The sequence below is a fragment of the Nocardia vinacea NBRC 16497 genome, assembly GCF_000308835.1.
Classification (GTDB): Bacteria; Actinomycetota; Actinomycetes; order Mycobacteriales; family Mycobacteriaceae; genus Nocardia; species Nocardia vinacea.
In genome coordinates this window covers 1-25,327 of record NZ_BAGN01000393.1, presented here as the reverse complement: position 1 = coordinate 25,327, position 25,327 = coordinate 1, and the positions used below count along the sequence as shown (strand labels likewise).

The following is a 25,327-nucleotide window of genomic DNA, read 5'->3' as shown; positions in this document are numbered from 1 at the left end:
CCAAGGACCACCAACCGAACCGACAGAAGGCGCGGCGGCCGACGAACCCGCGATCACCAACCAACAGGCCGATGTACTGCACGCGCAAACTCGAGAGCGACAGCCCGATTACAAGGACGGCCCGGATTGGGTGTGGCTGCTGCCGGATCCGCGGCCCGGACGCTCCGGCGCACAGGTACTCGTTCGGCGACCCCGAAACACCAACGCCGACGCCAAATCACCCGAGATCGTCAGCGCCGCACTAAAGGTCATTCCGTGGACGGATATCGATGGTGCGCTCCGCGACCGTTACGGGAGGTCGCACGGTATCGGGCGGATCGGTCTCCAGATGCCGCGAACTCTGTACAGGGGCGGCCTTCTGATTGCCCAGGAACACATCCCGGGACCACCGTTGACGGTCGCCGACTTCGTCGACGACGACATGTCGTTTCGCGCCGATGCCGCAGCCGAGGTGTTCGACCGACTTGTCCGGGGCGATGCGCCGCCGCCCGGCGGGTCGACACGTGCCGAGTGGGAGAAACGAGTTCGTCACGCCCTGCGCGTCGGGGAAGCGCAAATCGCAAGTCTCGGACCGGGATTCGAATTCCTTGAGCTGCCACAGCTGTTCAGAACGTTCCCGCAACGGCCGCCCGCGGCCGATGATGATCAGGCCGTGCGTCTGCACGCAGCGGCGAACCTCGGCAATCTGGTGCGTACACCGGATGGCGAGCTAGCTCTACCGGGGTGGGAACGCGCCGAATCCGGCCCGCTCGAGTGGACCTACGCCACATTCATCATCCGCAACCCTTGGCCACCCGAGGTGCGGTGGCAGGTGAACAATTGGTGCATCCAGCGCATCGAACGGCTCCACGGCGCTGCCGCACTGGCGGACTTCAATCGCTATCTCACACTCGAGGCGCGAATCGCGGCGATCGAGCAGGCTTTCCAGTCCCCCGAAACCCGCGCCGACGGCGCCGTCGGGCACGCCGATCTACTGCACGCGTTCCGAGAGAATCTCGAGATCGTACGCGGGGCCGCGCTATTCGATCGGATGCTCGATCCGACCTTCCAGCACCTGCTCGACAGGTTCGCCGATCTCAGCGCGCACGGGTGGCTGCCGGAACAGGGCCGTCTCGAGCTCGCACCGCGCCTCGATGAACCGCTGGCACCGAATCTCACGGCTTCGGTTCGTGAACTGCTGGAAAATCCGGAAACCGGCAGACACCGGTTGAACGGATTGAACAGCTCCCAGCTGTGGTACTTCTTTCCGCACAGGCTGGAAGTGACCCGAGCTGATTACGAACCGGTCGACCCCGGCGGCGAGGTGGTCGCACGCCTGCGCATGCGTGCCGTCGTCATGATCGGCCGAACCGAGTTCGCAGATGTGGACGTGCATTTCGACCTCGACACAGCCGGGACCGTCATTGCCTACGTCGACGCCGCCCCGGCCACCGAGTTCGTGCCGGACTACCTGCGTGTTCGTAATGGCACGGATCGGGGCTCGTTCCTCGACATGGTGCGCCACTTTGTGCGAGGGGCGGGTGCGGATGTCCTGCGGATGAGCGTTGGTATCGACATGCTGCTCGATCGCCAGCAGCTGCTGCAGGCGGGATTCATGCCGAGCGCGGATTCCGCCCGGTGGCTGAGCGAACCATGTCAGGCCGTGCCGGCCGCGGCGGTGCCCGTGCCATCGGAGCTCAATCGGCGTCTCACGCAGGATCAGGTACTTCAGATCATGGATCGGGTGCGCGTCACCCAACCGGACGAGTACGAAAACCAGTGCGGTGTCTGGGATCTCCCGCTCTCCCCCGGGACGGGCTCCGCCGCGGGTCCGATGGTGACGGTCCGGGTGTACCTGCCCGACGCGAATCGGCTGAACTTCGACCTGGACCAGCTGGCGGCGTCGGCGGCGGATGCCTCGAACAGATTCCACGAGGCCGGGGTGCATGGCCCGCGGCTGCTCTTCGATTCCGACGCCTCGGGGTGGTCCGTTCCCACGCGGGTAACCATTCACCAGTTCGTCCCGGGAAGTCCGGTCGGGCCGGAGGAAGGGTGGGAGCGCACGACGGAAGATGTCTTCCCCGAGCTCTACCGGCTGCACACCATGCAGCCGAACCCGGGCTCTCAGACAACGACCCAAAGCTATTGGGACAGAACACAACAACGCCGGGTCCGCGAACTGGAGCACGAAGACGTCGACCACCGGCTGGACGCGCTCACCGGAGGGATACCACTATTCGCCACGTGGACGCCGGTGGGCGGCGCGCAGACGAGTCCGATGGGGTTCACACACGGCAATCCGATCCGTCGCAAGATGCGGCGCGGCGCGGATGGTCGGATCGGATTCACCGATGCGAAGTCCGCACAGTTCGCCCCCATCGCCTGGGATTGGGCCCGGTACTACCTCGGGAACGAGTGGCCCGACGACGCTGAGCGGGAAGCGGCCGAAGCGTGGATCAAGGCCATGCTGAAAGAGCATTTCGGATCCGGAGCGGTCATCGACTTCGACCGGTATGTGCTACTCGAGGCACGGAAGTCGATCAGCGGTGACGCCTACCGGCTGCCCAAGAAGATCGCCGCGGGCCTTGTGTCCGTGGCGGATGTCCTGCCCGCGTTCTACCGCAATATCGTCCGCGTGTGCAAGGCCGCCGACCCGGATCGGGAACCCCCCTTCGACGAGGAAGAGGTTGGGCAACTACTGGAGGAATGGGCAGAACGCGAACTGGAATCGCACATGCCGGGCGCAGCCCCCGCCGCGACAGCGGCCACCGAGGTTCGCTCCGCGCCCGCCGCAGTGGCGCCCCAGTCCGATTGGGTCAAGCGACTGTTCACCTACTTCCGGCGTTCCGGCACACAAGTGACGCCCGAGGAGATAAAGGCCACGTTGGCGGTGAGACAACGCTGGGACGGACCGCCGCGGTTGGAACCGGTTCAAGTACGGCTCGAGGTTCCGAGCGAGCCGAGCACCGGCGTCGTGGCCCGGATGCATGTTCTCGCCCTCGTCATGGATGGCGCGCGCGAGTTCGACGACGCGGAGATCATTTTCGAGTTGCACGACTCCGGCCGGATCACCGCTATCTGCTATTCGGCCGACGGATACACACCGATCGATCGCCCCGCACTCGATTTTGTCCGCGATGCGGGTGCCGACGAGCTCCGGCTGCAAGTCACCGACGGTCCGGGCGCCGCCCGAGCCGGATTCGGTTGGGACAAGAATTATCTCGGTCAAATCCGGGAGGCCGTCGACGCCGTGCTGAGCGCGCTCGAGCATAGCGATTCGGTGCCCGCGAGCGTGCCGGAGTTGCGGCGACGGCTGCGCGAGGGCGCTGTCCCGACACCACGGGAGTTGCTCGACGGCGGCATAGATCTCGATGCTGTTGCCAACCGCCTGTCTGCCGATCCGGTCTCGTGGTGGGGAAGCATCGAGGTGGCCACCGCATCCGATGCCGGGGGCGCCGTGTGGAGCAATCTCGGACGGCCGCGGGTCGAACGGCACGACGTTCAGACACCCGCACCGACGTCACTGCCGGTCGACATCGAGAGCGAGGGCAGCGGCATCCTGGATCCGCGAACCGTCGCAAGGCTGGTGCTACGCGCCGCGCTCCGGGCGCCCGACCGGCAGGGCACCAAACTGACATGGTTCGACCGCGACGACCGAGGCAGTCGGGTGGTCTTGTCCAGGCGGGTGATGTCGACCGACGCCGCGAAGGATCTGACCCGCAATCCTCGTCGGGGGGACGGGGTTGACCGCTGGTTCCATCGACTCCCGTTCGAGGCGGCCGATGCCGAGCGCCTCGCCGCGCAGGTCGTCGAGGTCCCGACGGAGTTGTACGAGTGGGGCCCATACCAGGTGCAACGACATGTCGACGGACGCACCCCGACACCGACCGATTCGGACTGGGATGCCGTGCTGGACAAGATGTTCGCGCTCAAGCGCCAACTGTTGGGACTGTCACTGCCCGCGCATCTGCGCAAGCGGACGGTAACCGAGCACTTCCACCTGTACCTGGACTTCCAGCGCCGCAACTACGGCAATCGCGCGTCCTGGTTGAACTCCCTTTTCCAGCTCGCACCGCATCAGGCCTGGTCACCGGATACCGACGACCAGGCGTGGCCACCCAGCCTCAACCACAACGACATGACCCTCGACAATGTCCGGATCGCCGACGATGGCACAGCCACATTGATCGACTGGGACAACGCGTCGATCGGCCACCCGCTGTGGGATTACGTGACCATGCTCTGGACATCGTGGGCACCGGATCAGGCCGAGGCCGTCGAGAACAAGATCAGGAGCGAGGTCCGCAGCCTCTTCGGAGCGCGGGGTGAGGCGGAGTTGGACCGGCTGCTGACGATGGCCTGCCTCGACTCGCTCTACGCCGACTCACAGAACTTCGTCGAGCAGATCGCAAGGGATCCCGACAAGGCCGATACCTTGGTGGGGCGGTTCGTCTCCGACTATCGACGGTTGTGCCGCCTGCGCGGCTGGGAACCGAAGTCGCCGCAGATGGTTCGCGGGCTGATGATGGATGCGGTGAACATGAGGCGCAGGGTCTGGCAAGCCGAGCTGCTACCGACGGAGCCCTACGTAGTACCGCAGTCGGCCAGTTCGGCCACCATACGCCCGGAGCCGGTGCTGCCCGCTGCCGAGCTGCCCGAGGATGACGAGCTGCTCGCCGTCGTAACCGATCTGGTGTATCGGCAGTACGGCCCGCGCGCCTACACCCTGATGCCGACCGCCGCGAGATTCACCGATGACACGGGAAACCGGTGCCTGACCGTATCGGCCACGATCGTCTTCGATGGCAGATGGGGCATATCCGAAGCGGGTGACATGCGGTTTCATGTTCGTCGCGACGAGGATGGTCGCGTCATCGTGACCTTCGACCATCTCTTCGTCCATGAGCGTTTCGAGGGTAGCGGTTTCGCGCAGCACTTCGTTCCGCAGTTGCGCGGCTGTGTCGGTGCGAGCGGGCGGATCATCGTGCCCATCCATGGCCGGACCGGCTTCCGAGTCGCCGCGCTGCACGGCCTCCGGTTGGATCCTGACCCGGACCATCTGCTTGAATCACGGGAAAGCACTGTGCAGTTGATGAACGCACAGGGCCTCCAGGTTGTCGCCGACCCGATGCTCGACAGGTTCGATCGACCGGCCGAGGCGCGGCCCACCTTCGCCGAGATGGCGGCGTATTTCCGGCCGTCGCCGGACAGCTGGCCCGATGGCCACCGGTGGTGGGGAGTGCTGGACGGAGTGTCCGTGGACGCCGACGAGCCGATCCAGCCGTCCTCGGGCACACCTCACCCGGAAACCCAGGCGGCGCCCGGGACGAAGTCGCGACGGAAACCCCGAGCGGCACAGCGGAATACCGATACCGACGACCCCGCACTGTCCGAACCGCAGATCGAATTCTTCGCCACACTGGTCCGCAATCGAGCCTGGTTCGTCGGAAACCACCACGGGGTCTGGGTCATTACGATGCCGAACGGCCGCACTGTCGTCATCCGGGTAGCGACCGATACGCCGAACCCCAATTTCGATCCCCGGTTCGGCCTGGTCTTCGGGGAGCCGTCAGCGGTGAAGCTGTTCCGCAAGGCCGGCGTCCGAGTGCCGAAGCTGCTCCATGTCGGCGCCCAGGACACCTACCCGGAAGATTTCTTGATCCACGAGCACCTCGACGGCAGGCATCCCACGGCGGACGAACCGTGGCAGCCCCTTGCCGAGGCTCTATTCGCCGAACTCGATCAGATCCACGCGCTACACGCGCAGGATTGGGGCGATACCGAGCACACCCGAACACTGCCCGACCGTGCCACATGGGAGCGGGCGCTCGCACGTGAGACAGACCGGATCCGGCTCGAGTACGACCGGAAACACCCGCGTGACCCCGGCGACTGGACGGACCGGCTGCACGGCGAACTCGGCATGCCCGGCCTGCACGAGATCTTCACCGTCCGGCCCGATTCCCCCGACGACGTGCGGCTCGGTGTACTGCACGGCGATCCGACCTTCGGCAACATCCTGCGCTTTGGCCCCGATGGGGAGCAGATCGCGCTCCTGGACCTGGAGTTGTCCCAGCCGGGCTCGCCGGTGTGGGACTATGTCGCGTTCGCTACCCGCAATCCGTGGCCCAGTCCCACCGTCCGGAGCGAGGTGGAGGAATGGTGCCGGCAGCGGCTGCGGGCGAACTACGGCGAGACTGCCGCGACGGACTTCGACCGGTATCTGCTGCTGGAGGCGTGGAAGTCCGCCGCCGGCGACAGCTTCCGGTTGCCGCTGCGGGTCGCCGCCGGTCAGATGTCGCTCGAGGACGCCGCGAAAGCGTTGCACCGCAACCTGACTCGGGTATTCGATGGCACAAAATCGACGGGTCCGTCGCTGGAGGAGGTGCGCGCTCACATCGAGCGGTGGGCGCGTCGGCTCGTGCGGCTGCGCGATCAGGAGCAGGATTCCACCGAGCCGGTAGTGGGCGAGCAGGGGTCGGGCGAACCGCCTGCCGGTACGGCGACCGCAACGCGCGAACTGCCACAACTGTCGATACGCGACCTGTTGCGGGCTGGCAGCGATGACGACGAAGCGGATGAGGATCTGTGGGACGCGCTGGCCACCATGCGGCACGGCACCGGTCCCGCCCGGCTGGAGCCGCTCGGGGCCCGGTTCGAGCCGCTCGGCGCGGCGGACACCGATATCGTGAGCCGTATCCGGATGCGCACCGTGCTGATGGACGGTCCGCGCGAATTCGGTGAGGTGTTGATGGTTTTCGAGCTGGACAGGATGGGCCGGGTCACCGCCCGTCCGGAGCCCGCCACCGACCTCGATCGGCTCACCGGGGAATACGGCGGCCCCTACCTGCTCGGCGTGGCCGAGGATCTGGCCTGCCGGATGGGTGCCGATGCGCTCACGATCGAGGTCACCGACAAAGAGAGTGTGCAGGCGGCGCAGTACGGATATGGCTGGGATACCGATCCGGGCAGGCTGGCCGAATCCACCGCCTCCGTGCGGGGCGCCATGCATGCGCAGGCACCCGGCGGTCTATCGGCGGCGGACGCCTCGGAGCCGCTCCCGGCGACTCCGCAGGAGTTGCGCCGCCGGACCGGACCAGGTGTGCTGCGCGCCGCCCGGTGGTGGGCGAGCCGAGACCTCACCGATCCTGCGGACCCGCCGACCCCGATCGAAAACCGCACCGCCACACGCCAGCCGAGCGGCGACGAATTCCTTCCCGACGCCACCGAGGCGGCCGGGGACGGCGGCATGGCGCCCGAGCAGGTGGCCCAGATCGCGGTGACGACCGCGATGGAACCGGCCCACGCCCGAGGCCACTACACACATGTCTGGTGTATCAGCGACAGCGACGGAAGGATGTGGAAGGTGCGACTCGTCGTGGCCGAGCCAGGTGACAAGGACTTGGCGGCCAATCCCACGCTGCCGCAACTCCTCGACGGCGACCGGGCCTTCCACCGCATCGAACTGACCGAGGACCGGGCGGAGGAGCTGGCCCGCGAGGTCGGCGTCGACGTGCCGGAGACGATGGCCCAGTGGGGCAGTCGTTCGGAAGGTCGTGGTGTCAGTTCGATTCGGCGCATGGGGCCGGGGCGCATTCCCACGACCGACGACGCGGATCGGTGGAACACACTGCGCGGCGTGTTGGAGCAGTTGCGGCGGCTACAAGCGGTCGAGCTTCCCGACGACCTCGCGGTGCGTACCCTCGCCGAACACGAGCAGCTGTACCGGAGTATGCAGCGGATCAAGTACGAACAGCGGCACTGGTTATTGAACGCGATGCGGATACCGATGCCGAACGAGATATCCGTGCCGGGCGACACCGCCTGGGCAGCCGGGCTGAGCCATGGCAACGCGACCTTCCGCAATCTGTGGGTCCGGCCCAACGGCGAAGTGGCCCTGGACAACTGGAACCTGACCAGCATCCGGCACAAGCTGTGGGATTACGTGACCATCTTCTGGAACCCATGGAAGCCGGAGGATATAGGCCAGGTGACGACAATGGTCGAGGCCGAGATCCGCGACCAATACGGTGAATCCGCGGTGAACGAGTTCCGCCGGCTGCGCGCGATCGCCTGCCTCGACTCGCTCTACAGCGACTCCAACACCTTCGTGCAGAAGATTCGCATCGACCCTCGCCAGGCCGATGTGCTGACCAAACGCTTCTATTCCGACTACCGCACGCTGTGGGAATACGCAACGACCGCCGGAGTCTGGCCGTCGCGCGGTGCGCAAGCCCTGACCTACGATCAGATCTACGAACTGATGATGCATGCTGCGGACCCCAGCCGGCCCCGGCCGGCACTGCTCGGCCCCGACCTCGATACGAGTGGTGCACCGTGGTCTGCGCGGCCCGCCGACGCGGCACCGGGCGCGGACTTGTCGGCCGTCGCGGCGATTCCGGATCTCTTCGCCGAACACCTCGAGGAGGACGAGCTTCTGCCGAGAGTGTCCGAGCTCCAGAAGCAGTTCGGCTCTGGTCTCGAGCTCGTGCTGAACCGTGTCGAATATCTGCGCTCCGGCCCCGGACAGTTCGCTTCCGGAGTGCGGATTCGCGGCGTGTTCGTCGACCAGCGCGGCACCAGGGCCGAGGTGGGCGATCTGGACCTGAGCATCGAATTCGACGAAAACGGCCGACTGACAGCCCGATTCGACAATCTGTGGATCGAACCGTGGCACGCCCCCACCGGATGCAGCCGCTACGTCCTTCCGGCACTGCTAGCCTATCTCCGCAGGTCCGGGGTGGAGCAGATCAGCGTAACGGTCCATGGCCGGCGCGGGGCCGCGGCCGCGATCCGCCACGGGGTCGACTGGGACTACCGGGTGGATCCACACCGCCTCGCCGACTGCATGCGGGAATTGAGCCGTCATATCCATGCTCGTCTCACCTTGCGGAATACCGAGGTCACTCCCGAGCTGCGACAGATACTCGACGAGCTCGAAAACCCCACGGACGGACGTTATCCGCCCCCTGCCGAGATAGCCCGCCACCTGCCGAAGGGTGTGAAAGCGGCCACCTTCTTCGAGGACTTCCACTGGCAGGGCGTGATTGCCATGAGGGCGGGGCGCTGACTCCGCGCTATTGCCATGTTTCCGGCGGGCGCGAACGGCGGTGTGCCGGAATGGCTTCGGTCCAGAAGTCGCGGCGGACGGCGTCCCAGAGTTCGACGAGTTTCGGGAGGCGTTCGCGTGCCCGGACGAGGTCGGGATAGTCGCCGGGTTCGAACGAGGCGATCGTGGTTGCGTCGGATGTGTTGTGTACGAACATGATTCCGATTTCATGACGCGGGTTCAGCTGCCAGATCGCTTGCAGGCCGTCGACTTCGGTTCGATGGATGCTGTCCATACGGGCGACGGTTATGACCGGGTAGCGCGGGTGTGGGGATTAGTTTCGGTGAGCGCGTCGAGCACGTCCAGCAGCGTTGCGAGATCGGGGCCACGCCACGATGTCGCCTTTGGCGCGGCGTTTGGAGATGGCGCGTTCGACAAGGACCCGGGCGTATCGGCCAATTGTCACCTGGCTAGTCATGAACTCACGCCCTATGGGAAGGGTCGACCACACCCCGGCCGCGGTGTACCACTGGGCATCCGCCGCGGAGGCAGGTATGGCGGACGAACGAAACGGGACCAGCCGCGCAGTACTCGATCGGCCGAGACCAGGCCGTCGTGGCACCGCCCGGCCGGCAGCGCCTCGACGCCATCTGTGCCATGACGGTCGCCGCGGGGCCGGTGAAAGGATCCGCCGTGCCGGAGTCGACTTCGGGTCGAACCAGCTTGCGCCGGCCCCGCCGAACATGAAGCCGCGCTCCCAGCAGTGGGAGTTCGAATGTGCCAGTACCCCAATAGGATTGGGCCGATGTCGACGCGTCAACGGCGTGTCGACCCTGCGCGCGGGACCGGAGAGAGACAGGGATGCATTCGAGATACCGCTGCCGAAATATTCCTGGATGCAGCGTCGGGGTCCGACATCAACGCACCGGACACCTTCGGTCGCTATGAGCAGAGCAACTATCTACCTGGATCGGAACCTCTTACTGCTCTGGTCCGGAAATGCGGTATCGCTGACGGGCTTTCACGGTGTCCGGATCGCCTACCCGATGCTGGTGCTCGCGATGACCGGTTCGCCCGTGGCGGCGGGCTGGGTCGGATTCGCGCTGACCGTTCCGAGCTTGCTGTTCCAGATTCCGGCGGGAATGCTCGCCGATCATGCCGAGCGGCTGCGCACCCTGAAGCTCTGCCAAATCATCGGGCTGGCCGGAACGTGCCTGACGGCCGCGGCGACGATCACCCGGCCGCCTTGCTTGGGCCTGATTCTCGCGGGGACCGCGTTCATCGAGGGCAGCGTCTATGTGTTCGTGCATCTGAGCGAACTCGGCCTGGTCCGGAATTTAGTACCGGCGAGCCGACAGCCAGCGGCGATCTCGTTCCTCGAGGCCGAGCAGTCCGTTGCGAATCTCGTCGGACGCGCGACCGGCGCAGCGATGTTCGGCGTCGCCCGGTGGCTGCCGTTCCTCGTCAACGCCGTGTCCTACCTGTGTTGCCTGGCGGCACTGTCACGGATCCGGTCCGGGCCTGCGGAATCATCCACCGACTCCGCCGACCACCCGACCAGACGCGATCTCGCGGTCGGCGTGCGTATCGTCTGGACCGAGCCACTGTTACGCACGTCGACATTGCTGATCGGAGCCTCGAATGTCGTCGTCCAGGTTGTCCTGCTACTGATCCTGGTGGAGCTGAAAACCACCGGGCAACCGGCCTGGACCGCCGGTGTCGTGCTGGGCATGTCCGGGGTGGGTGGTCTACTCGGCGCGGCGATGGGCACCTGGATCACCGGCCGGTTCACTGCAGAACGCGCCTACCGCGCAGTGCTGTGGTTACAGGCGGCGCTCCTCGCGCCGATCGCCTACAGCACCAACCCGATCGTGCTCGCGCTGTGCTGGTGCGGCATCGGTTGCGTCACGGTCACCGGCTATATCGTGTTGACCGTCTACCGGGTGGCCGTCATCCCCGATCGGATCCTGGGACGTGCGCTCGGGACCATAACGCTGGTCACCGAGGCGGCGGCGGCCCTCGGGGCACTCGCCGCAGGGTATCTCCTGTCCGTCTGTGGGGTCACCACCACTCGGTGGGCAATGCTCATCGCGATGGTCGTCCTCGCGATACGGGGGCTGGTCATCGCCACCCCGGCCGCCGAAAGAGCGACCGATCTCGTGCGGTAACAGCACACCGAAACAGAGTCGGCCGGCTTCACGGCACCCCGTGAAGCCGGCCGACCAGTGGCGTCGACGCCGACTTTGTCCGCGTCTGGCAGTCCCGCTACGAAGCTACGCGCCCGGCGGCGGAACGATCGGCGGGGGAACCATGCCGGGCGGCGGGACCATCACACTGGGCGGTGGAGTCGGCGAGCTGGGCGGGGGGACAATCCTGGTCATCGGATATTCCTTCCTCTTTATCAGCCTGGGGCGGGTTGACTCCCAGACAGTCTCGGACCCGGGCGCAATTCCTGCCCGAGTACGCACACCCGGCGGAACGGAAAATGCCTCCAGCTAGAAGCATCAGCCATACCTATATCCGGCAATGACGTCGCATTACATATTGTGGCGCAATCGACCTCGAGCGCCATTCCCAATTCTGGGCATATTCGACAATTTTTGCGCGACGCCAGAATGCGGATATTTTCATTTCGAATGGCGGATGTTTTCCTGACACACTTCTGCTCGGCGCCAGACGATGTAGTGGACGACCGCCACAGCGCGGGATTCTTGCGGGACCAGCAGCTGCCGGACGTGTTCGCTATCGCTGCTGCGCACGTTTTCGCGCCACGCACGGAATTCCGAGCAATTTCGTGCCTGGCGCGCAAAAGTGTGCTCGGCATCGGCGCTCCAGCCTCGCGTACCGGGCGGCGGCGATGAGGTACGGCGTTGATGGGCTCGACCGCTACCATTGCGGCATGTCCCTGCCAGGCATCGAGCGGCCGGATCTCCCCGAGTACATGACCTGGGAGGAGCTGGAGCGACTCCCCGAGGAGATCGCCCAGCAGATCGAGCTGTGGAACGGACGCGTGGTGTGGGTGCGCCGCGGCCCTGCCGAGCATCAGACCTTCTCGAACCGTCTCTGGAGCACAATCGAACGCTGCGCGCGAAAGACCATGTCGGAACATCCTGAGCACTGCTGGCGGGTGACCACCGAGACGAATGTCTTCCTCGGACGCAACGGCAAGTCCGATTTCTTGACACCCGACTTTCTCGTGCACCGGTGCCTCGAGTCCGCATACCAGGATCTTCGAAGCACTGACGTCGTGTTGGTCGGGGAGGTCCTGTCCCCGACCAACACTCAAACCGATATCGAGGCCAAGAAAGGCCGCTACGCAGGCTCCGGTATTCCGTGGTACTGGGAAGTGACCTTGGACCGTGAAGCCAGCGCCATCGCAACAGTCCGCGCCTACGGCCTCGACGTCGGGCATGCCCAATTGCCGGATGGTGTCCATCCGTTGCGACCCGCCAACTACATTCTCGCTGGCGAATGGACCCACGAGAACCCCGACGGCATCGCCATCGACTTCCCGTTCCCCATCGCCATCCCCTGGACCGAACTCGAATACTGACCCACGCGACAACCTCTCGGCCGGGGCTATGACACCAGGTGGCCCAACCGGGGTCACACGACTTCGAGCCGGATATTCGGGTCGAGGGCGCGGAGATCGCCGGGATCGGAGGTTATGACGGCGCGGGCGCGGGTCAACCGCGCGCACACGATTACGTGCGCGTCCACCGCATCGGCGGTACCGGGCCCGGCGAGCAGCGCACCGACAGCTTGGGCATGACGGCGGTCGAGGTCGATGACCTGCACACCTGCTGCGCCGAGCAGCCGCCCGATCGGGTGCTGACGTGGACTGTTGCGCCATACCATCGAGTATGAATATGTTCAAACCATTGCCGCGGTTGCCTGATCGCCGAACCGACGGCCGGTAAGAGTGGCGGGGAGGGGGCCGCGACGTGGGGTGCCGGAGAGGTCGTAGAACGTTGCGCTCGCCGATCCGGTGAACTCGTCACCGTGCACGGTCAGCTCGAAACGCACGATTCCCTTCTGCACCGATTCAGGATCGGCACGGTCGACGGTGAATTCGAGGAAGGCGCCCGATACCGTTGACCCCTCGGCCTGCCAGGTGCCCATGCCATTGCTATCGCTGGAGGCGCGATTGCCGAAGTCCGGATTCGATTGCAGCATGGTGCCATCGACATGGAAGGTCATGACGTGGTAGCCGAACGGCGCACCATCGGCGACCACTTCCCAGACGCCGACGATACTCATGCGCACAGCCCGGCCAATAGTTCGACGCCGGGTTCGATCCGATGTTCGGGCACAGTGGCGAAGCTCAGCCGGAGCGCATTGCGCGGCGCATCGGGACCCGCGAAGAACGCGGATCCGGGTAGGAATGCCACCCCCCTGTGTAGTGCCGGGGCAACCAATGCGTCGGTGTCGAAATCGGTTGGGCCCGCTACCCATACGAACATGCCGCCGTCGGGTTCGGTCCAGGTGAATTCCGCCGGAAAGTACTTGTCCAATGCGGTGATCACCGTATTCAGTTTGGCCGCATAGGATTCCACGAGCCGACTCAAATGCGCGGATCCCACCGGCGTACCGAGGAATTCGGCGGCGATCGCCTGATTGAAGGCCGAGGTCTGCATATCGATGCCCTGTTTGAGGGCGAGCACCGGCTCGAGCAGATCGTCGGGCAGCACCGCGATGCCGATCCGCAACGCGGGCGCAAGGGTTTTCGACAGCGAAGTGATATAGACGGTGCGGTCCGGTGCGAAGGACCATACCGTGGGCAGCGGCTCACCACGGTAACGCAGGTCGGTGTACACATCGTCCTCGACGATCAGCGCCTCGTGCCGAGTGATCACCTCGGCCACCTGCGCGCGCCGGGCCGCGGACATGGTCCGCCCGGTGGGGTTCTGGAACGTCGGCAGCAGATAGACGAAGGCCGGGTTGTGTTGAGCCAGTGCGTTGTCCAGCGCTTCCGGCAGAATGCCGTCCGCATCCGAGGCGACCTCGACAACCTCCGCACCGTGGCTGCGGAATACCTTCACGGCGGGGCCATAGGTCGGCCTCTCCACCAGCACCACCCGGCCGGGATACAGCAGCGCCATGCAAACGTTGTGCAGCGCGCCGGATCCGCCCGTGGCGATATGCACCCGCTCGGGCGAACATCCGATACCACGGCCGGACAGCAGTATTCGCGCTTGCTCCAGCAGCGGCGGGAAGCCCTGCGTGAGGCCGTACTGCAACGCGGTACTCCCGTACTTCGCGATCGCGGCCGCCGCCAGTGACGCCACCAACCCCCCAGGCAGCAGCGCCGGATCCGGCGCGCCGACCGCGAACGAGATCACATCCGGGCGGCGCGCCAAGGTCGCGAACGCGTCGTCGATCGGCCCGCTGCGCATGGCCGTTTCGCGGCCGAGCGCGACACCGGTGCTCATACCCGAGCCAACTCCTGCCGCAGTCGCGCGGCAACTTCCAGTGCCGCCGCATCGAATTCCGGCGTCAACACCAGATCGTCGCTGAACAGTGGATCGGTGCGCACATCCACCGCCAGCAATCCCTCGGTGTCGCTGAGATTCACGGCCACGTGCACCACGCCCTCCGGGATGTACAGAAATTCGCCCGGCCCGTGCACATAGGGCTCCAATTCCGGACCGATCAGCGTCACGGCCCGTCCCGTCACGCAGAACACGATGGTTTCACTGCGCTCGTGCAGATGTGCCCGCGCCACCTTTCCGGGCGCCATATTCACCATGGCCGCCGAAATCCCTTCGGCACCGCAGGTATCCCTGGTTATGCAGGGCAGCAGATGCTGCTCCTGCGGTCCGACCACCTCCGCGACGTCGGTGGCGGCGACAACTCGTACGGCCTTGGCAATATTTCCCATTCGGCAATCCCGGATATCGTTGGAGCAGGGCATTTCTCGGCTTCACGACTCCGCGCGCAGCTGGCCGAGCTCGGCGCGGAGTGCGGCGATCTCGTTGTGCAGAGCCTGAATACAAACCAGCGCGACACCATTGGCATCGACGTTGTAGATCTTCTTGTCGCTGTCCCCGAAACCGAAGGCAGCGCGAAAGTCTTGAGCCATCGGACCCAGGTGCCGAACATCCGGCGATTCCCATTCGTAGCGCCAGGTGCTGATCGGCAACCGCACGACCTCCGCGAGAATGTCGTAGCCGTTCACGGCTCGCTCACTTCCCATGTCATCCGCTGGGCCGGAAGGGATCTGCGGGGTCGGCACCCGATGGCGCCGACCCCAAGGTAGACCGAACACGTTCAGCGATCCCACACCACCGCGACGCGATCGCGCTTGATCGACCGATCGCTCTCGATGGTCGCGCTCGCGACACCGGCCGCCACCGTGGCCAGGCCCGTGCTGGCGGCCGTCACGATCGCGATACGTGCCAGCACAGCTGCGTGCGTGGTCATTTTGCTGATCTTCTTCATCCGCTGTTTCCTTTCTCTCTCGAGATCCCAGCCGTCGGCTGCGGATCCACGTATCTGTGTGCCTATTCGGGCACGCCAAAAAAAGTACGCAGGATCATCGTTCGCCGCGATGGAAAATAATTCAGAGATCCTGAGTTCTGAAGTTGTCTCCGAGGACGGACGTTACGCATGTGGCGAAGACGCCTCCACCCGAGAAGCGAACATTAACGCAAATCTCACAATGTGTTAAATGTTGTTACCTAACAGTTATCTTAAGATTTGTTAAAGTCGAATAGGCATGGCAACACGGTTTTACCTGTCCGAAAACACGCGTTCGACATTATGCGATTCAGGCATGACATACGCCGTCATGAGGGATGTAGACGGCGTTCGGAGCCGCAGTGCACATGCGGTTCCGACACACACATCGAACCATCCCGCGATTCACATACCAGCAGGTCATGCGCAGGATACGACATCGAACCGATCTCGCACACCATCGCACGATCGCACTACGGAAACCGCAGGCAACCGCATGTGATGCCGCGCCGATTATGTGCGCAGCCCCTTATCGCACACGGCGCACGAAGATAGGCACCGCATGCAGCAAATTCGATGGACCGTTGCCGAAGTTTCGATGGCCTCCAGATCTTCGAGAGCTAAATTTGTAGCCGGCTGCCGGAAAGATGTCCGGCAACCGATTACCGAATAGACGGAATGGACGTCTTCGTCAGCCCATCCACTGTCGCCAAGTGTGGCCGATGAGGCGCCACTTGACGCGTCACGCTATTCCCTGAATTGGGAATTTGCTATTACAAGATGATGGATCGGTAATGAATGTACCGCTGAATAACGGTACATCGAATGACGACGACAGGTTCTCGCTGATCCCCTACCATCCGGCCACGGGTGGCGGGTGGCACCACTGAACACCATGGCTGACACCTCTTTTCGGCGGTCCTCGAGCGCTGCGCCCGACCGAATCCTCGGCATCTCGAACGTTATGGCAGCCATATACCGGGAACATCCGCCGTGCCCGACCAAATTATCCGCACTATGGTGCCGAGGCGCCGGAAATCACCTCGTCGGAGGGGCAGTGACGGACGAGCGGCGCGGCGCGGGCGGCGGTGTCTGGGAAGACATTTGCGTGAAGGCCGGATGATCGACGAGTTGTCCGTGTGCATAGATCGCATCGCGCAGGCGCTGCCTGCTCGACTCCTCGGCCAGCAGCAGCACCAATTCGTCACAGCGCCGTTCGAACAGCATCGACCGCAGCACCGACGCATCCGAGGCGGAGCGGCCAGCGGCGGTTTCCGATCGCAACTCGCCCAATGGAACTCGCGAAACATCCGCCTTCAGCGGCAGCATGGACGCTACCACCAGATCATCGGCATCGCGCAGCTCCTCCCACCACTGCGCCGGAACCGGTTTGGCCTGCCGGAATGCCTGCAGGATTCGCTCGCGCACGGCGGCGGTCCCGAGCGCGGTCGCGGCATTCGGTCCAAGCCGTGCCGTGCGCGCATGCGCGTCGACGGCGAGTTCCACACAGCGCCAACCGATCCGATCGGCGGGCACCGACGCGGCCCGATCCAGCAGTTGCGGCGCGCCGACCAGCTCCAGTCGATCCACCAAACCCGATGCCGGACCGGCGAAATCCATCATCGCGGCGGCGCCGACCGAACCTGCTGTCGGAACATCGCCCATTTGCCGGCTCAGCGCGTCCTCGATCGGTAGCGAGGATGCCACTGCCGTCAGCCGAGCCCCGGTCTTCTTGCCCCAGGACAATGCGAATTCCGCGAGCACGCGAGCCGGATCGGCGATCCCCTCCCAGGCCGAATCCGAGACCGACCACACCCACGGCGTCGACAGTTCCCTCGGCAGGTACACACCTGCGGGCAACCATCCCTGCCCCTCGTTCGAGGTGACGAACGCGCCGATACCGCCGGGATGGCGCATAACCGACACCGCCCAGGCCGTGCCGAGTGTCGCAGACTCGGCCGCCGCGAGCAGGCTGCTCAACAGGGTGCGCGCCAGTGCGAGATCGCCATCGACCCGTTCACCAACCATAAAAGTTGGGGCCGCCGCCGCGATCATCGCGGCACCGACCGCATCGCGCATATGGTCACTGCCGGAGGATTTTTCGGAATCTTCGGGCGTCGCATCGGACTCGACCGGAACCCCGGAGACCGGACGTTGCGGTGGCGCGTTTTTGCCGGGCGGTACCGAAACACCTGGGGCCGAAACGCCGGACGCCGATGGCGGTCCCGCCGAAGCCCGCGGTCCCGCACCGGAAATTCGCGAGTCGCCCCCCTGGGGCGCGCGCGTGTCCATGCCCGGCGCCGACGGACTCGCAGTCGGACCCGCCGCAGCGGGCGGCGCGGTGGTCGGTGGTGCCGTAACCGTCGGCGGCCCGACGACCGGCGGCGGCGCTATCGGACCCGCGAACGCGCCCGGCATGGATCCGAACAAGCCACCCGGTGCCGATTCGGAGTGTCCGCCATCGAGTTCGGCGCCCAGCGACCTATCCGTACCGGACTTCGACGCCATACCAATTACGTCATGGTCGGTGGAAGTGCCCTCGGATGTCGAGAGCGTTTCCGCCGCAGCGGATGTCGAGCCGCTGTCACCAGAACTCGTCGAGCCCGAGTCTGCCGCACCCGAGTTCGCCGCACCCGCGGACTCACCGATACGCTGCGCTCCATAGCCGGAGTCGGGTGCGGACCCGTACCCGGGCGCACCCATACCAATCGACGACGCATCAGGCGCCTGCGACTGCGGTGCCGCACCCGGCTGCGGCCCGGTCGGTGGCTGTGTCACAAGCGTACTGTCGGTGCCGCCCGGCCCGTGCGGTCCGCCCAGATCACCACCAGGCAGCGGTGAGAACGGTGGCGGCAGCCCGAGCCGATCGAACAGCCGGTTCAGCGCATCCAATGCCGGAATCCTGGGCACACCAAGGCCATCCGGTAGACGCCGGCCATCGGGCCAGCCGGGCATACCGTGCGGCCCGTGCGGCCGTTGCGAATCCCCGTGGTGTCGCGGTCCGGGTCCGGCATGCGGCCCCGAATGTCGGCGATTCCCAGGACCTCCGGAAGAGTGGCGATCCCACGGCCCCGGCTGCCCCAACGCCGCTGCGATAGCGGATAATTCCGGCAGGCCACCCGGCCCGATCAAGGTCAGCGCATGCGCCGCCACATCGGCGACCTCGGCCCGCGCCCTTGCGATGATCCGCTTGACCTCGGCGCGTTCCTCATCAGCGGTCGAGCCGTCGCCGTCTTCGTCGGAGACCTTATCGGGAACGGCGCGAATTTCGCGATCCGCGCCATAGACGATATCGAGAATCCGGGTGCGCGTCCGGTCGACGATTCCGGCTATATGCCCGAAGGTGTCGGCGGTGGCCACGAGCGCATCGACGAAACCTCGCAGTGTTCCCTGCTGGGCGCGCAGATCGTCCTTGATCGGATCCAATCCGGCACTGGAGCGGACGCTGTCTTCGAAGGCTCGGCGAGCGCGATCGGCCTCCTCGGGATCCAAGGCCTCCGCGCCGTCACGCGCCAATGTCTCCAGCGCACCCCACTCGCGCGGCGAGATCTCCGGCCAGTTCTCGCCGACAATGTCCTTCCAGTGCGGACTGTTGCGCTCCTCCGGGTCCATCCGGAAATCAGATCGACCCGGATACCTGTGCACCGCCCGCGACATCGGTGCCGCGGAGGGCTTGGTTGGTCTCGACGACAAATCGATGCATCGAGCCAGCATGGTCGTTCAGGTCGTCGACCGCGTCCCCGAACCATCCGACGATCAGATCGCGCACCTTGACGGTCCGGTGATCGAGCGCCGACGCCGGGCTGTGCTGCAACACGAAGGCGCCGGTGGTCGCACTGACCTGGCTGGTGTGGGAGGTCACGACCCCGAAGTGCTGACCGTGGGTCGCCGTCACATCGTCCGGGTCGTCCGTATCCAGGATGTAGGTCATGGCGGGTCCTGTCTGAAAGATTCCTGAGGTCAGGAAGTGGTGCCGTACTCGGCGATCTCGGTTGCCCGATAAGAGGATTCGGTGGGCAGATCGAACGAATCGATGGTGTACGGGCGAGTGCCGTTGTACTCCATCTCGGCCCGCAGGCCGACCCGTGACTTCATATGCGCGAGCCGGGCGAGCCGGACGATTTCCGCAGCCAGCCAGCTGTCCCCATTATCCCTGGCATCGTCGGTGATGTGCAAACCGACGACCTCGCCGTCACGACCGCAGGCGACACCGACGGTGTGGTCCGGATTGAACACCTCGTAGATCATGCTGCGCCAATCAGGCACCGGGGCATCGTCCAGGTCATCCGGGTCTAGATCATGGAATTCGGTCATCGACTACTCCTAGGTACGTGCGACAGTGCCGGGCGCGATCACTCGGTCGGGAGGCCCTGCGGCGGGCTTCTCCGGAGCCGGATCATCGGAATCGGACAGCTGCTGTGCCAACGCATTCCAAGCAGCGTCACCGATGGTCATGATCTGAGTCAACTGCCAGAATCGGGCCCCGAGATACATTTCACCGGTGCCGTCGGGGGCGATATCGAGGTGGTCCGGCCCATCCATGGTCGGGTTGAGGCTGATCGTGGTGGCCGGAGGGAACTGGTCGTCGACATTGATGATCGTCGCGCCGCTGCCGGGGATGAAGCTCTGCCGGCAACGCTCACTCGCGGCCACCGCGAGATCGGAGCTGTTGGTGGTGATTGTGACTTCCGGATTCAGCAGCAGCTGCAGCACCCAGGAACGGGCCGCCTGCTCCGGATTGTCGGCATTGATCGAAATGGTCAGTGTCGCAGCCAGATCCACGACCAAAACGGCCTCGGCGCTGGTAACGCCGATAACCACCAACCGCTTGGGCGAACCGGCCGGATATGGCAGATCGTCCGCGGCCAGCGCGATCACATCCGAACCGACACCGACTCCGGTGACCGGATGCGCGTTCACCGTGCCCGTCGCCACATCGATCGCGTACGCGCACAACAGGTCCGGGGTACGGTCCGCGACCCCGGCCAATCGCACCAGCCCCTCGCGGTGCAACCACCGGATGGTATCGGCGACGGTGACGCCATCGCCATCACTCATGACTTCTGCTCCGCGGTCGCGGCGGCCGGTTCCGCTTCCGGCTCCTCGGCCCAGGGATCCCGGTCCATGAGCTGCTCGTACTGGCGGGCCGCGTCGGCGGTGCTCTCCCTGATCGCCGAGATGATCTCGGCGATCAGTTCATCGCTTTCGAAGCGGTCGACGGTGCCCGGAGCGAGGTAGAGCCCGACGAGTCGGCCCATGGCATCGATCTCCGGAATCACCGCACCGCTCGGTGACGGCCGACGGGCGCGGATGCCATCGATCTTCTCGCGCAGGTCGGCGATCTTATGACGGAGTTCGCGCGCGGCATCGAGCGCCGCCTGCACGTCGGGGTGGATGTCGGTCATGCGGAACCTCCGGATTGGGACGCCTGATTGGGCTGGGACGGCGTCGGCGGTGTCACGGTCGGCGCGATCGTCGGCTTCTCGCCGATCACCTGTTCGGTATGCGGTGTGTCGTCGACGTACATCAGCCGATCCGGATGCCAGGCCACCACGCGGTTGCGCTCGTTATTGCCGCCACCCGCGCCGCCCATACCCGGTGACATCGGCATGTACGGCATCATCCCGGACCCGGTTCCGGCAGCGCGCGCCGCAGCGGCCGATGATGTAGACAACGGCTCGATCACCGATGTTCGAGGCAGGCTCGACGAACTGCTCGCCGTACTGCCCGAGGAACCGACCATCGGCATCGGGCCGATCGCGACGGTCGACGCGCTCGTCCCCGACGAATTCATCGCACCGGTGATATCGGAGATCGGGGTCGCGCCTCCGGCCGAGCCGCCACCGGTCAGTGCGCCGTAGTCGGTCGAGCCGTAGTCACTGTAGCCGGAGTCGTCGAGCCCCTCCGTCGTGTCGCTGGTGTTCTGATTCAGCTGCATCCCGGCCGACATCAACGAACTCAGCAGGGACGGCAACGTGGACGCCAGAGTGCTCAGCATCTGACTGCTATCGCCCGAACCACTCGAACTGCTCTCGCCCGAACCGGTTTTCGACGATCCGGCGTTCTCCGCGTTCTTGGAACCGACAGTGGTGGCGTAATCGGTGATCGTCTCCGCCGAGCGCGCGTTCTGCTCCTGGAACTTCGCCAGCGCGGCCTGGATGCCGAGCTGGTTCTTGGAGCGTATCGCCTTCAACAGTTCCTGGCGCGCGGCAGTGATCTCCTCGGGCGTAGGGTGTTTGGCCTTCGCCGTGGTGAAGGCATTGCTGTAGGTGTCGATGCCATCGACCAGTTTGCCGAGCCCGGTGCCGAGTTCATCGAGCCAGCTGCGATGTTTGGTCAGTTCGGACGCCGCGGCCGAACCGACCGGAACCCAATGCTGCATTGTCTGCGTGGCCGCGTCTACGCCGGCCAGCGCGGCCGGATGGAAGCCACCGAGGAAGCCTCGGACATCCGCCGACAGTTTGTTCGCTGGACCCGTACCGGGGCCACCACGCAATTGGTGCGCCATGGTCAGTGGATCGATGCTGGCACCGGCTGCAGGCAGGTTGAAAACCGGCGGTTGCCGCACCGCGAGCGGCGCCGGCTCCGCGACGGGATTGGCCAATACCTCACCGCCGCTACCGTTTATCTGACGCGCGCCCGCGTCATCGGTGGCGGTGTAATCCGCCGCCGCGGCACCGAGCTTCTGCGCGGTCTTGTGAATCTCGCTGAGCACACCCGACATTCCGTTCAGCAGATTGGCGGCGTGGGCATTGAGCTGCGGCACCGCCTCGGCCGAAATCGGGTCGCTGCCCGCGGGCAGCACCCAACCCGAGGGCAACGACTGCCCGGTGGCGTGCGCCAGCTCGGCGAGTTTCGCCGCCGCGGCGGCGAGCTCCGCCGGATTGACGTCCAACGCCATCACTGTCTCCTCTCACCCTGGCGCGTGCTCAGGCAGGCGCCCCGCCCGTCGCCGCGAGCATCGGTGCGCCGGACTGATCGCCCGTCGGGGCGCCGCCGGGTGCCTGGCCGGACTGGTCGCCCGCCACAGGCGCCTCGATGCCAGGCGGGTGGAAGAATCCGGAGAATTCGCCGAACTCCCCAGCGGTGTCCGACAACTGGTGCAAGTTGTCGGAAGTCAACTCCTGCAGCTTGCCAGCGATAATGGCCTCCAGCCTGCCGCCCGCCTCCGGGGTGCCGAACTTGGCCACCACGGCCGTGCGATCCTTCCAGACCGCGACATCGCCGGTCGTCATATCGTTCGGATCGACAGACTTGCCGATCTGCTTCTTGTCCGACCACTTCGCCGGTGTCTTGTCGTAGGCGGCCTGCGCGTCGGTGCCGCTCTGGTTGCCGAAGGCAGCATCCAGTCCCAACGCGGCCACCGCCCAAACCCGCTGCGTTTCGCCATTGGGGAAGTTGTAGTCCACCTTGCCGTCGGTACCCGGAGTGTGGCCGGGCACCGGACCACCGGGCTGTCCCTGACCGGGCTGCGACGAAGAAGTGCCGGGAGGCGGTGTCGTCGACGACGCGGGGGCGCCGGGTGGTGTGGTTGTCGCCGCCGGCTGGGCCTGGGCTTGGGGTTGCGTGGCGACCGCAGGCTGCGCGGCGACAGGTTGCTGCTGGGCCAGGCCGTTCTGGCCGTACTGATTCATCATGTCGCGCATCTGCTGCTGCTGCGCGAGCGCCTGCAGCTGCTGCCCGAGCGAGTTCATCATGTCGCTCATACCGGAACCGACACCCGACCCCGTCCCCGAGTCCGGGTAGCTCGCCTGGGTCGGGGTGGTGCTGCTGGGGTAGCTGGAGCCGGAGTCCCCCGACCCGGTCGAACCCGACCCGGTGCCCGTACCATCCGAGCCGCCGGTGCCAGTGCCGGTCGACGAGCCGTTGCTGGTGGAACCATCGGCACCGAGGTCGACGGGTTGCCAGGTGTCGTTGGTGCCGGAGCCCGTTCCAGTGCCGGTGCCGGTCTGCTGGACCTGGCCCGGATCGTAGGAACCGTTGCCGGTGCCAGTTCCGGTACCGGTACCCTGCTTCTTGAGGGCGTCGTATTCCTTCTGGAGCTTGTCATACTTCGCGTCGCCATCCTTGACCTTCTGCTCCAGGTCGGCGATTTGCTTGGCCTGATCATCGATCTTGCCGGCGTTGTCGGACATTTGTTTCAAAGTGTCTTTATAGATATCCGTTCCGGACTCGAGTCCCTCCGAAACGTAGCCCATGATATAGTCATCCATGGACATGTCACCTTGTGGAGCCTTATCGGCATAGGCACTCAGAGTGTTTATCAGTCCCCCCATCTTGCTCTGATATTGCAGTCGGTCTTCTTTCGTATCCTTTGTCGTCTGTTTCACTACTGCGGTGAACTTGGCCTGCATATCATTGAATGCAGTCTTGAGCGCGCTGGCCTTCTGCTCATAATTGGATATGGCCCCCGACCTCAGCTGATCCATGCTGACTTGGGAAACCTGAGCCACCGAACCGGGATCCGGCAGGTCGGATGTCTTCCCGCTGCCGAGGGCGTCCCAATTGTTGATAAGGAACTTCAGCAGTTCATAATCCACGAGGTTCTTGGCAGTAGGCGATATCTTGTATGGGAAGCCATCGTGTTGATCGTCCGGAACCCAGAGAATGGGCATTTCTGGAGTTTCCGTCACGACAGGACCTTATATGGCTGCTGCGACTTACCGTCCTCGTTGTAATCCCCGACGATCGCCTTCGAATCCTTGGCCCCATAGTAGGCACCCTTGATATCCGCCCCCGCAGGACGAGTCGCTATTGTGACGGTCTTATCTCCGCCTCCGCCGCCGTTGCCCGGCCACCAACCGGCCTCATCCAGCCGACTTCCGGCCCAGGCGCCCGCAGCGCGACCGCCGGCACGCCCGGCAGATCTACCGACCCCCTTGGCAGCAAGACCACCGAACGTTTTGCCGGACTTCGGGAGATACCACTTGTTCGGTACCGTCACCGAATGGTTGGCGACCCAGTCGAAACCTTTTCCGACCAAGCTATCGGCGGCAGCTTTGCTGGCAACCTTCTCCGCGACCTTGCCTCCCACCTTCGCGAGCACCCCGCCCACAAGCTTCCCGCCCGGGATCGATGACATCGCCCAGGTCGTGGCACCGGCTTGCAGCCCCTTGCTGACACTGCCTTCCTCGATCCCGGTCCAGATACCGTCGGTGAGACCGGCAAGAGGAGCGCCAACGCCTGGCACTACCGAAACCGCGGTCACGACCAGATCTTTCAAGCCGAAGCCAAGAAAGCTCATCTGTTCACCTACTCAGTACGGGGTCTATGGCAAGACCTGCGACCCGAACAACGAACTGGCAATCGGCCACCCCGGCGGGACCGGTGATCCAAGCACGGATGACGTCGTCAACGCACATCGCCATAGCCGCACCCACCTTCCGATCGCGCACTCCGTCCAAGAACGGGCCCTGACCTGCAAATTCAGTGTCGACAGACGGTGCCGCTCGAGCAATCCCTCGACGAAACCCATTGTCGAGGATTCCCAGCGTTGGGAACTATGACGGAAGGTGGCGCGGTCAGCATAATTCTGGGAAGACGCGCACGAGTCGCCGTGGCCGCCGGTATGTCCGCCTGGCCCGGCGACCGATGGGAGGAATGCCGGATGAGTCGCCGCCTGGTACTCGAGGTCTCGGCGTTGCGTGTCACGCGTATGCGGGCGTTGGGTGGTGGGTTGTGACGAGTCCTATGACGGAGCCGGTAGTCGCCGATCCCGAGCTGGATCCGGAGGCGGATGCCGGTGCGGGCGAGGGGGATTCGTCGACGGAGTCGGGGACGCCCTGGACACGGTTGGGACGGCGGGGTGGTACGTCGTCGGGGCAGCCGAGCGTTACCGCG

The 25,327-nt window shown here is 65.1% G+C and carries 19 protein-coding genes; 3 read left to right on the top strand and 16 right to left on the bottom strand.

Going from position 1 to position 25,327, the window contains the following annotated elements:
- Positions 1 to 241: 241 nt before the first annotated feature.
- Positions 242 to 664: a hypothetical protein gene (locus tag ON44_RS52160; RefSeq protein WP_218007724.1), complete on the bottom strand. Its 423-nt coding sequence runs from the start codon at positions 662 to 664 to the stop codon at positions 242 to 244.
- Here ON44_RS52160 and ON44_RS36475 point away from each other — a divergent pair.
- Positions 653 to 9,049, top strand: a complete 8,397-nt coding sequence (locus tag ON44_RS36475; protein WP_218007722.1) for a phosphotransferase — start codon at positions 653 to 655, stop codon at positions 9,047 to 9,049. The genes ON44_RS52160 and ON44_RS36475 overlap by 12 nt on opposite strands.
- Positions 9,050 to 9,056: 7 nt before the next feature.
- Here ON44_RS36475 and ON44_RS36470 read toward each other — a convergent pair whose 3' ends face one another.
- Positions 9,057 to 9,323: a hypothetical protein gene (locus tag ON44_RS36470; RefSeq protein WP_040699044.1), complete on the bottom strand. Its 267-nt coding sequence runs from the start codon at positions 9,321 to 9,323 to the stop codon at positions 9,057 to 9,059.
- Between the two features lie 649 nt (positions 9,324 to 9,972).
- Between ON44_RS36470 and ON44_RS36465 the strand changes: the two genes are divergently transcribed.
- Positions 9,973 to 11,196 (top strand): MFS transporter, encoded by a 1,224-nt coding sequence (locus ON44_RS36465; RefSeq protein WP_040699043.1) that lies wholly within the window; start codon positions 9,973 to 9,975, stop codon positions 11,194 to 11,196.
- Between the two features lie 731 nt (positions 11,197 to 11,927).
- Positions 11,928 to 12,581: a Uma2 family endonuclease gene (locus ON44_RS36460; RefSeq protein ID WP_040699042.1), complete on the top strand. Its 654-nt coding sequence runs from the start codon at positions 11,928 to 11,930 to the stop codon at positions 12,579 to 12,581.
- Positions 12,582 to 12,634: 53 nt separating this feature from the next.
- Here the strand turns inward: ON44_RS36460 and ON44_RS36455 are convergent, their stop codons facing one another.
- The 14 genes from ON44_RS36455 to ON44_RS36395 all read right to left on the bottom strand — a co-directional run bounded on the left by ON44_RS36455 (position 12,635) and on the right by ON44_RS36395 (position 24,731).
- Positions 12,635 to 12,886, bottom strand: coding sequence for a hypothetical protein (locus tag ON44_RS36455; RefSeq protein ID WP_051182838.1), 252 nt, complete (start codon positions 12,884 to 12,886; stop codon positions 12,635 to 12,637).
- Positions 12,887 to 12,901: 15 nt separating this feature from the next.
- A complete protein-coding gene (locus ON44_RS36450; RefSeq protein ID WP_040699041.1) occupies positions 12,902 to 13,288 on the bottom strand; it encodes a hypothetical protein in 387 nt (128 codons plus the stop codon).
- Positions 13,285 to 14,460: an aminotransferase-like domain-containing protein gene (locus ON44_RS36445; protein ID WP_040699040.1), complete on the bottom strand. Its 1,176-nt coding sequence runs from the start codon at positions 14,458 to 14,460 to the stop codon at positions 13,285 to 13,287. Before ON44_RS36445 ends, ON44_RS36450 begins: the two co-directional genes overlap by 4 nt.
- Positions 14,457 to 14,909 (bottom strand): cupin domain-containing protein, encoded by a 453-nt coding sequence (locus ON44_RS36440; RefSeq protein ID WP_051182837.1) that lies wholly within the window; start codon positions 14,907 to 14,909, stop codon positions 14,457 to 14,459. Before ON44_RS36440 ends, ON44_RS36445 begins: the two co-directional genes overlap by 4 nt.
- Before the next feature lie 42 nt (positions 14,910 to 14,951).
- A complete protein-coding gene (locus tag ON44_RS36435) occupies positions 14,952 to 15,224 on the bottom strand; it encodes a tail fiber domain-containing protein (RefSeq protein WP_051182836.1) in 273 nt (90 codons plus the stop codon).
- 74 nt (positions 15,225 to 15,298) lie between these two features.
- The gene (locus ON44_RS50895) at positions 15,299 to 15,469 is read right to left on the bottom strand and encodes a hypothetical protein (RefSeq protein WP_157187484.1); all 171 of its coding nucleotides are present in this window, start codon (positions 15,467 to 15,469) and stop codon (positions 15,299 to 15,301) included.
- A gap of 1,056 nt (positions 15,470 to 16,525) precedes the next feature.
- Positions 16,526 to 19,099, bottom strand: a complete 2,574-nt coding sequence (locus ON44_RS49625) for a hypothetical protein (RefSeq protein ID WP_040699039.1) — start codon at positions 19,097 to 19,099, stop codon at positions 16,526 to 16,528.
- A 7-nt stretch (positions 19,100 to 19,106) separates the two neighbouring features.
- Positions 19,107 to 19,418 (bottom strand): hypothetical protein, encoded by a 312-nt coding sequence (locus ON44_RS36425; protein ID WP_040699038.1) that lies wholly within the window; start codon positions 19,416 to 19,418, stop codon positions 19,107 to 19,109.
- A gap of 29 nt (positions 19,419 to 19,447) precedes the next feature.
- Complete coding sequence (locus tag ON44_RS36420) at positions 19,448 to 19,801, bottom strand: hypothetical protein (RefSeq protein ID WP_040699037.1); 354 nt, start codon at positions 19,799 to 19,801, stop codon at positions 19,448 to 19,450.
- 9 nt (positions 19,802 to 19,810) lie between these two features.
- Positions 19,811 to 20,545, bottom strand: coding sequence for a hypothetical protein (locus ON44_RS36415; protein ID WP_051182835.1), 735 nt, complete (start codon positions 20,543 to 20,545; stop codon positions 19,811 to 19,813).
- Positions 20,542 to 20,892, bottom strand: a complete 351-nt coding sequence (locus ON44_RS36410) for a YbaB/EbfC family nucleoid-associated protein (RefSeq protein WP_040699036.1) — start codon at positions 20,890 to 20,892, stop codon at positions 20,542 to 20,544. The genes ON44_RS36415 and ON44_RS36410 overlap by 4 nt, the downstream gene beginning before the upstream one ends.
- Positions 20,889 to 22,388, bottom strand: coding sequence for a PE domain-containing protein (locus ON44_RS36405; RefSeq protein ID WP_040699035.1), 1,500 nt, complete (start codon positions 22,386 to 22,388; stop codon positions 20,889 to 20,891). The genes ON44_RS36410 and ON44_RS36405 overlap by 4 nt, the downstream gene beginning before the upstream one ends.
- A gap of 28 nt (positions 22,389 to 22,416) precedes the next feature.
- Positions 22,417 to 24,120, bottom strand: a complete 1,704-nt coding sequence (locus tag ON44_RS36400; RefSeq protein WP_157187483.1) for a hypothetical protein — start codon at positions 24,118 to 24,120, stop codon at positions 22,417 to 22,419.
- Positions 24,117 to 24,731 (bottom strand): hypothetical protein, encoded by a 615-nt coding sequence (locus ON44_RS36395; protein ID WP_157187482.1) that lies wholly within the window; start codon positions 24,729 to 24,731, stop codon positions 24,117 to 24,119. Before ON44_RS36395 ends, ON44_RS36400 begins: the two co-directional genes overlap by 4 nt.
- Positions 24,732 to 25,327: the final 596 nt, after the last annotated feature.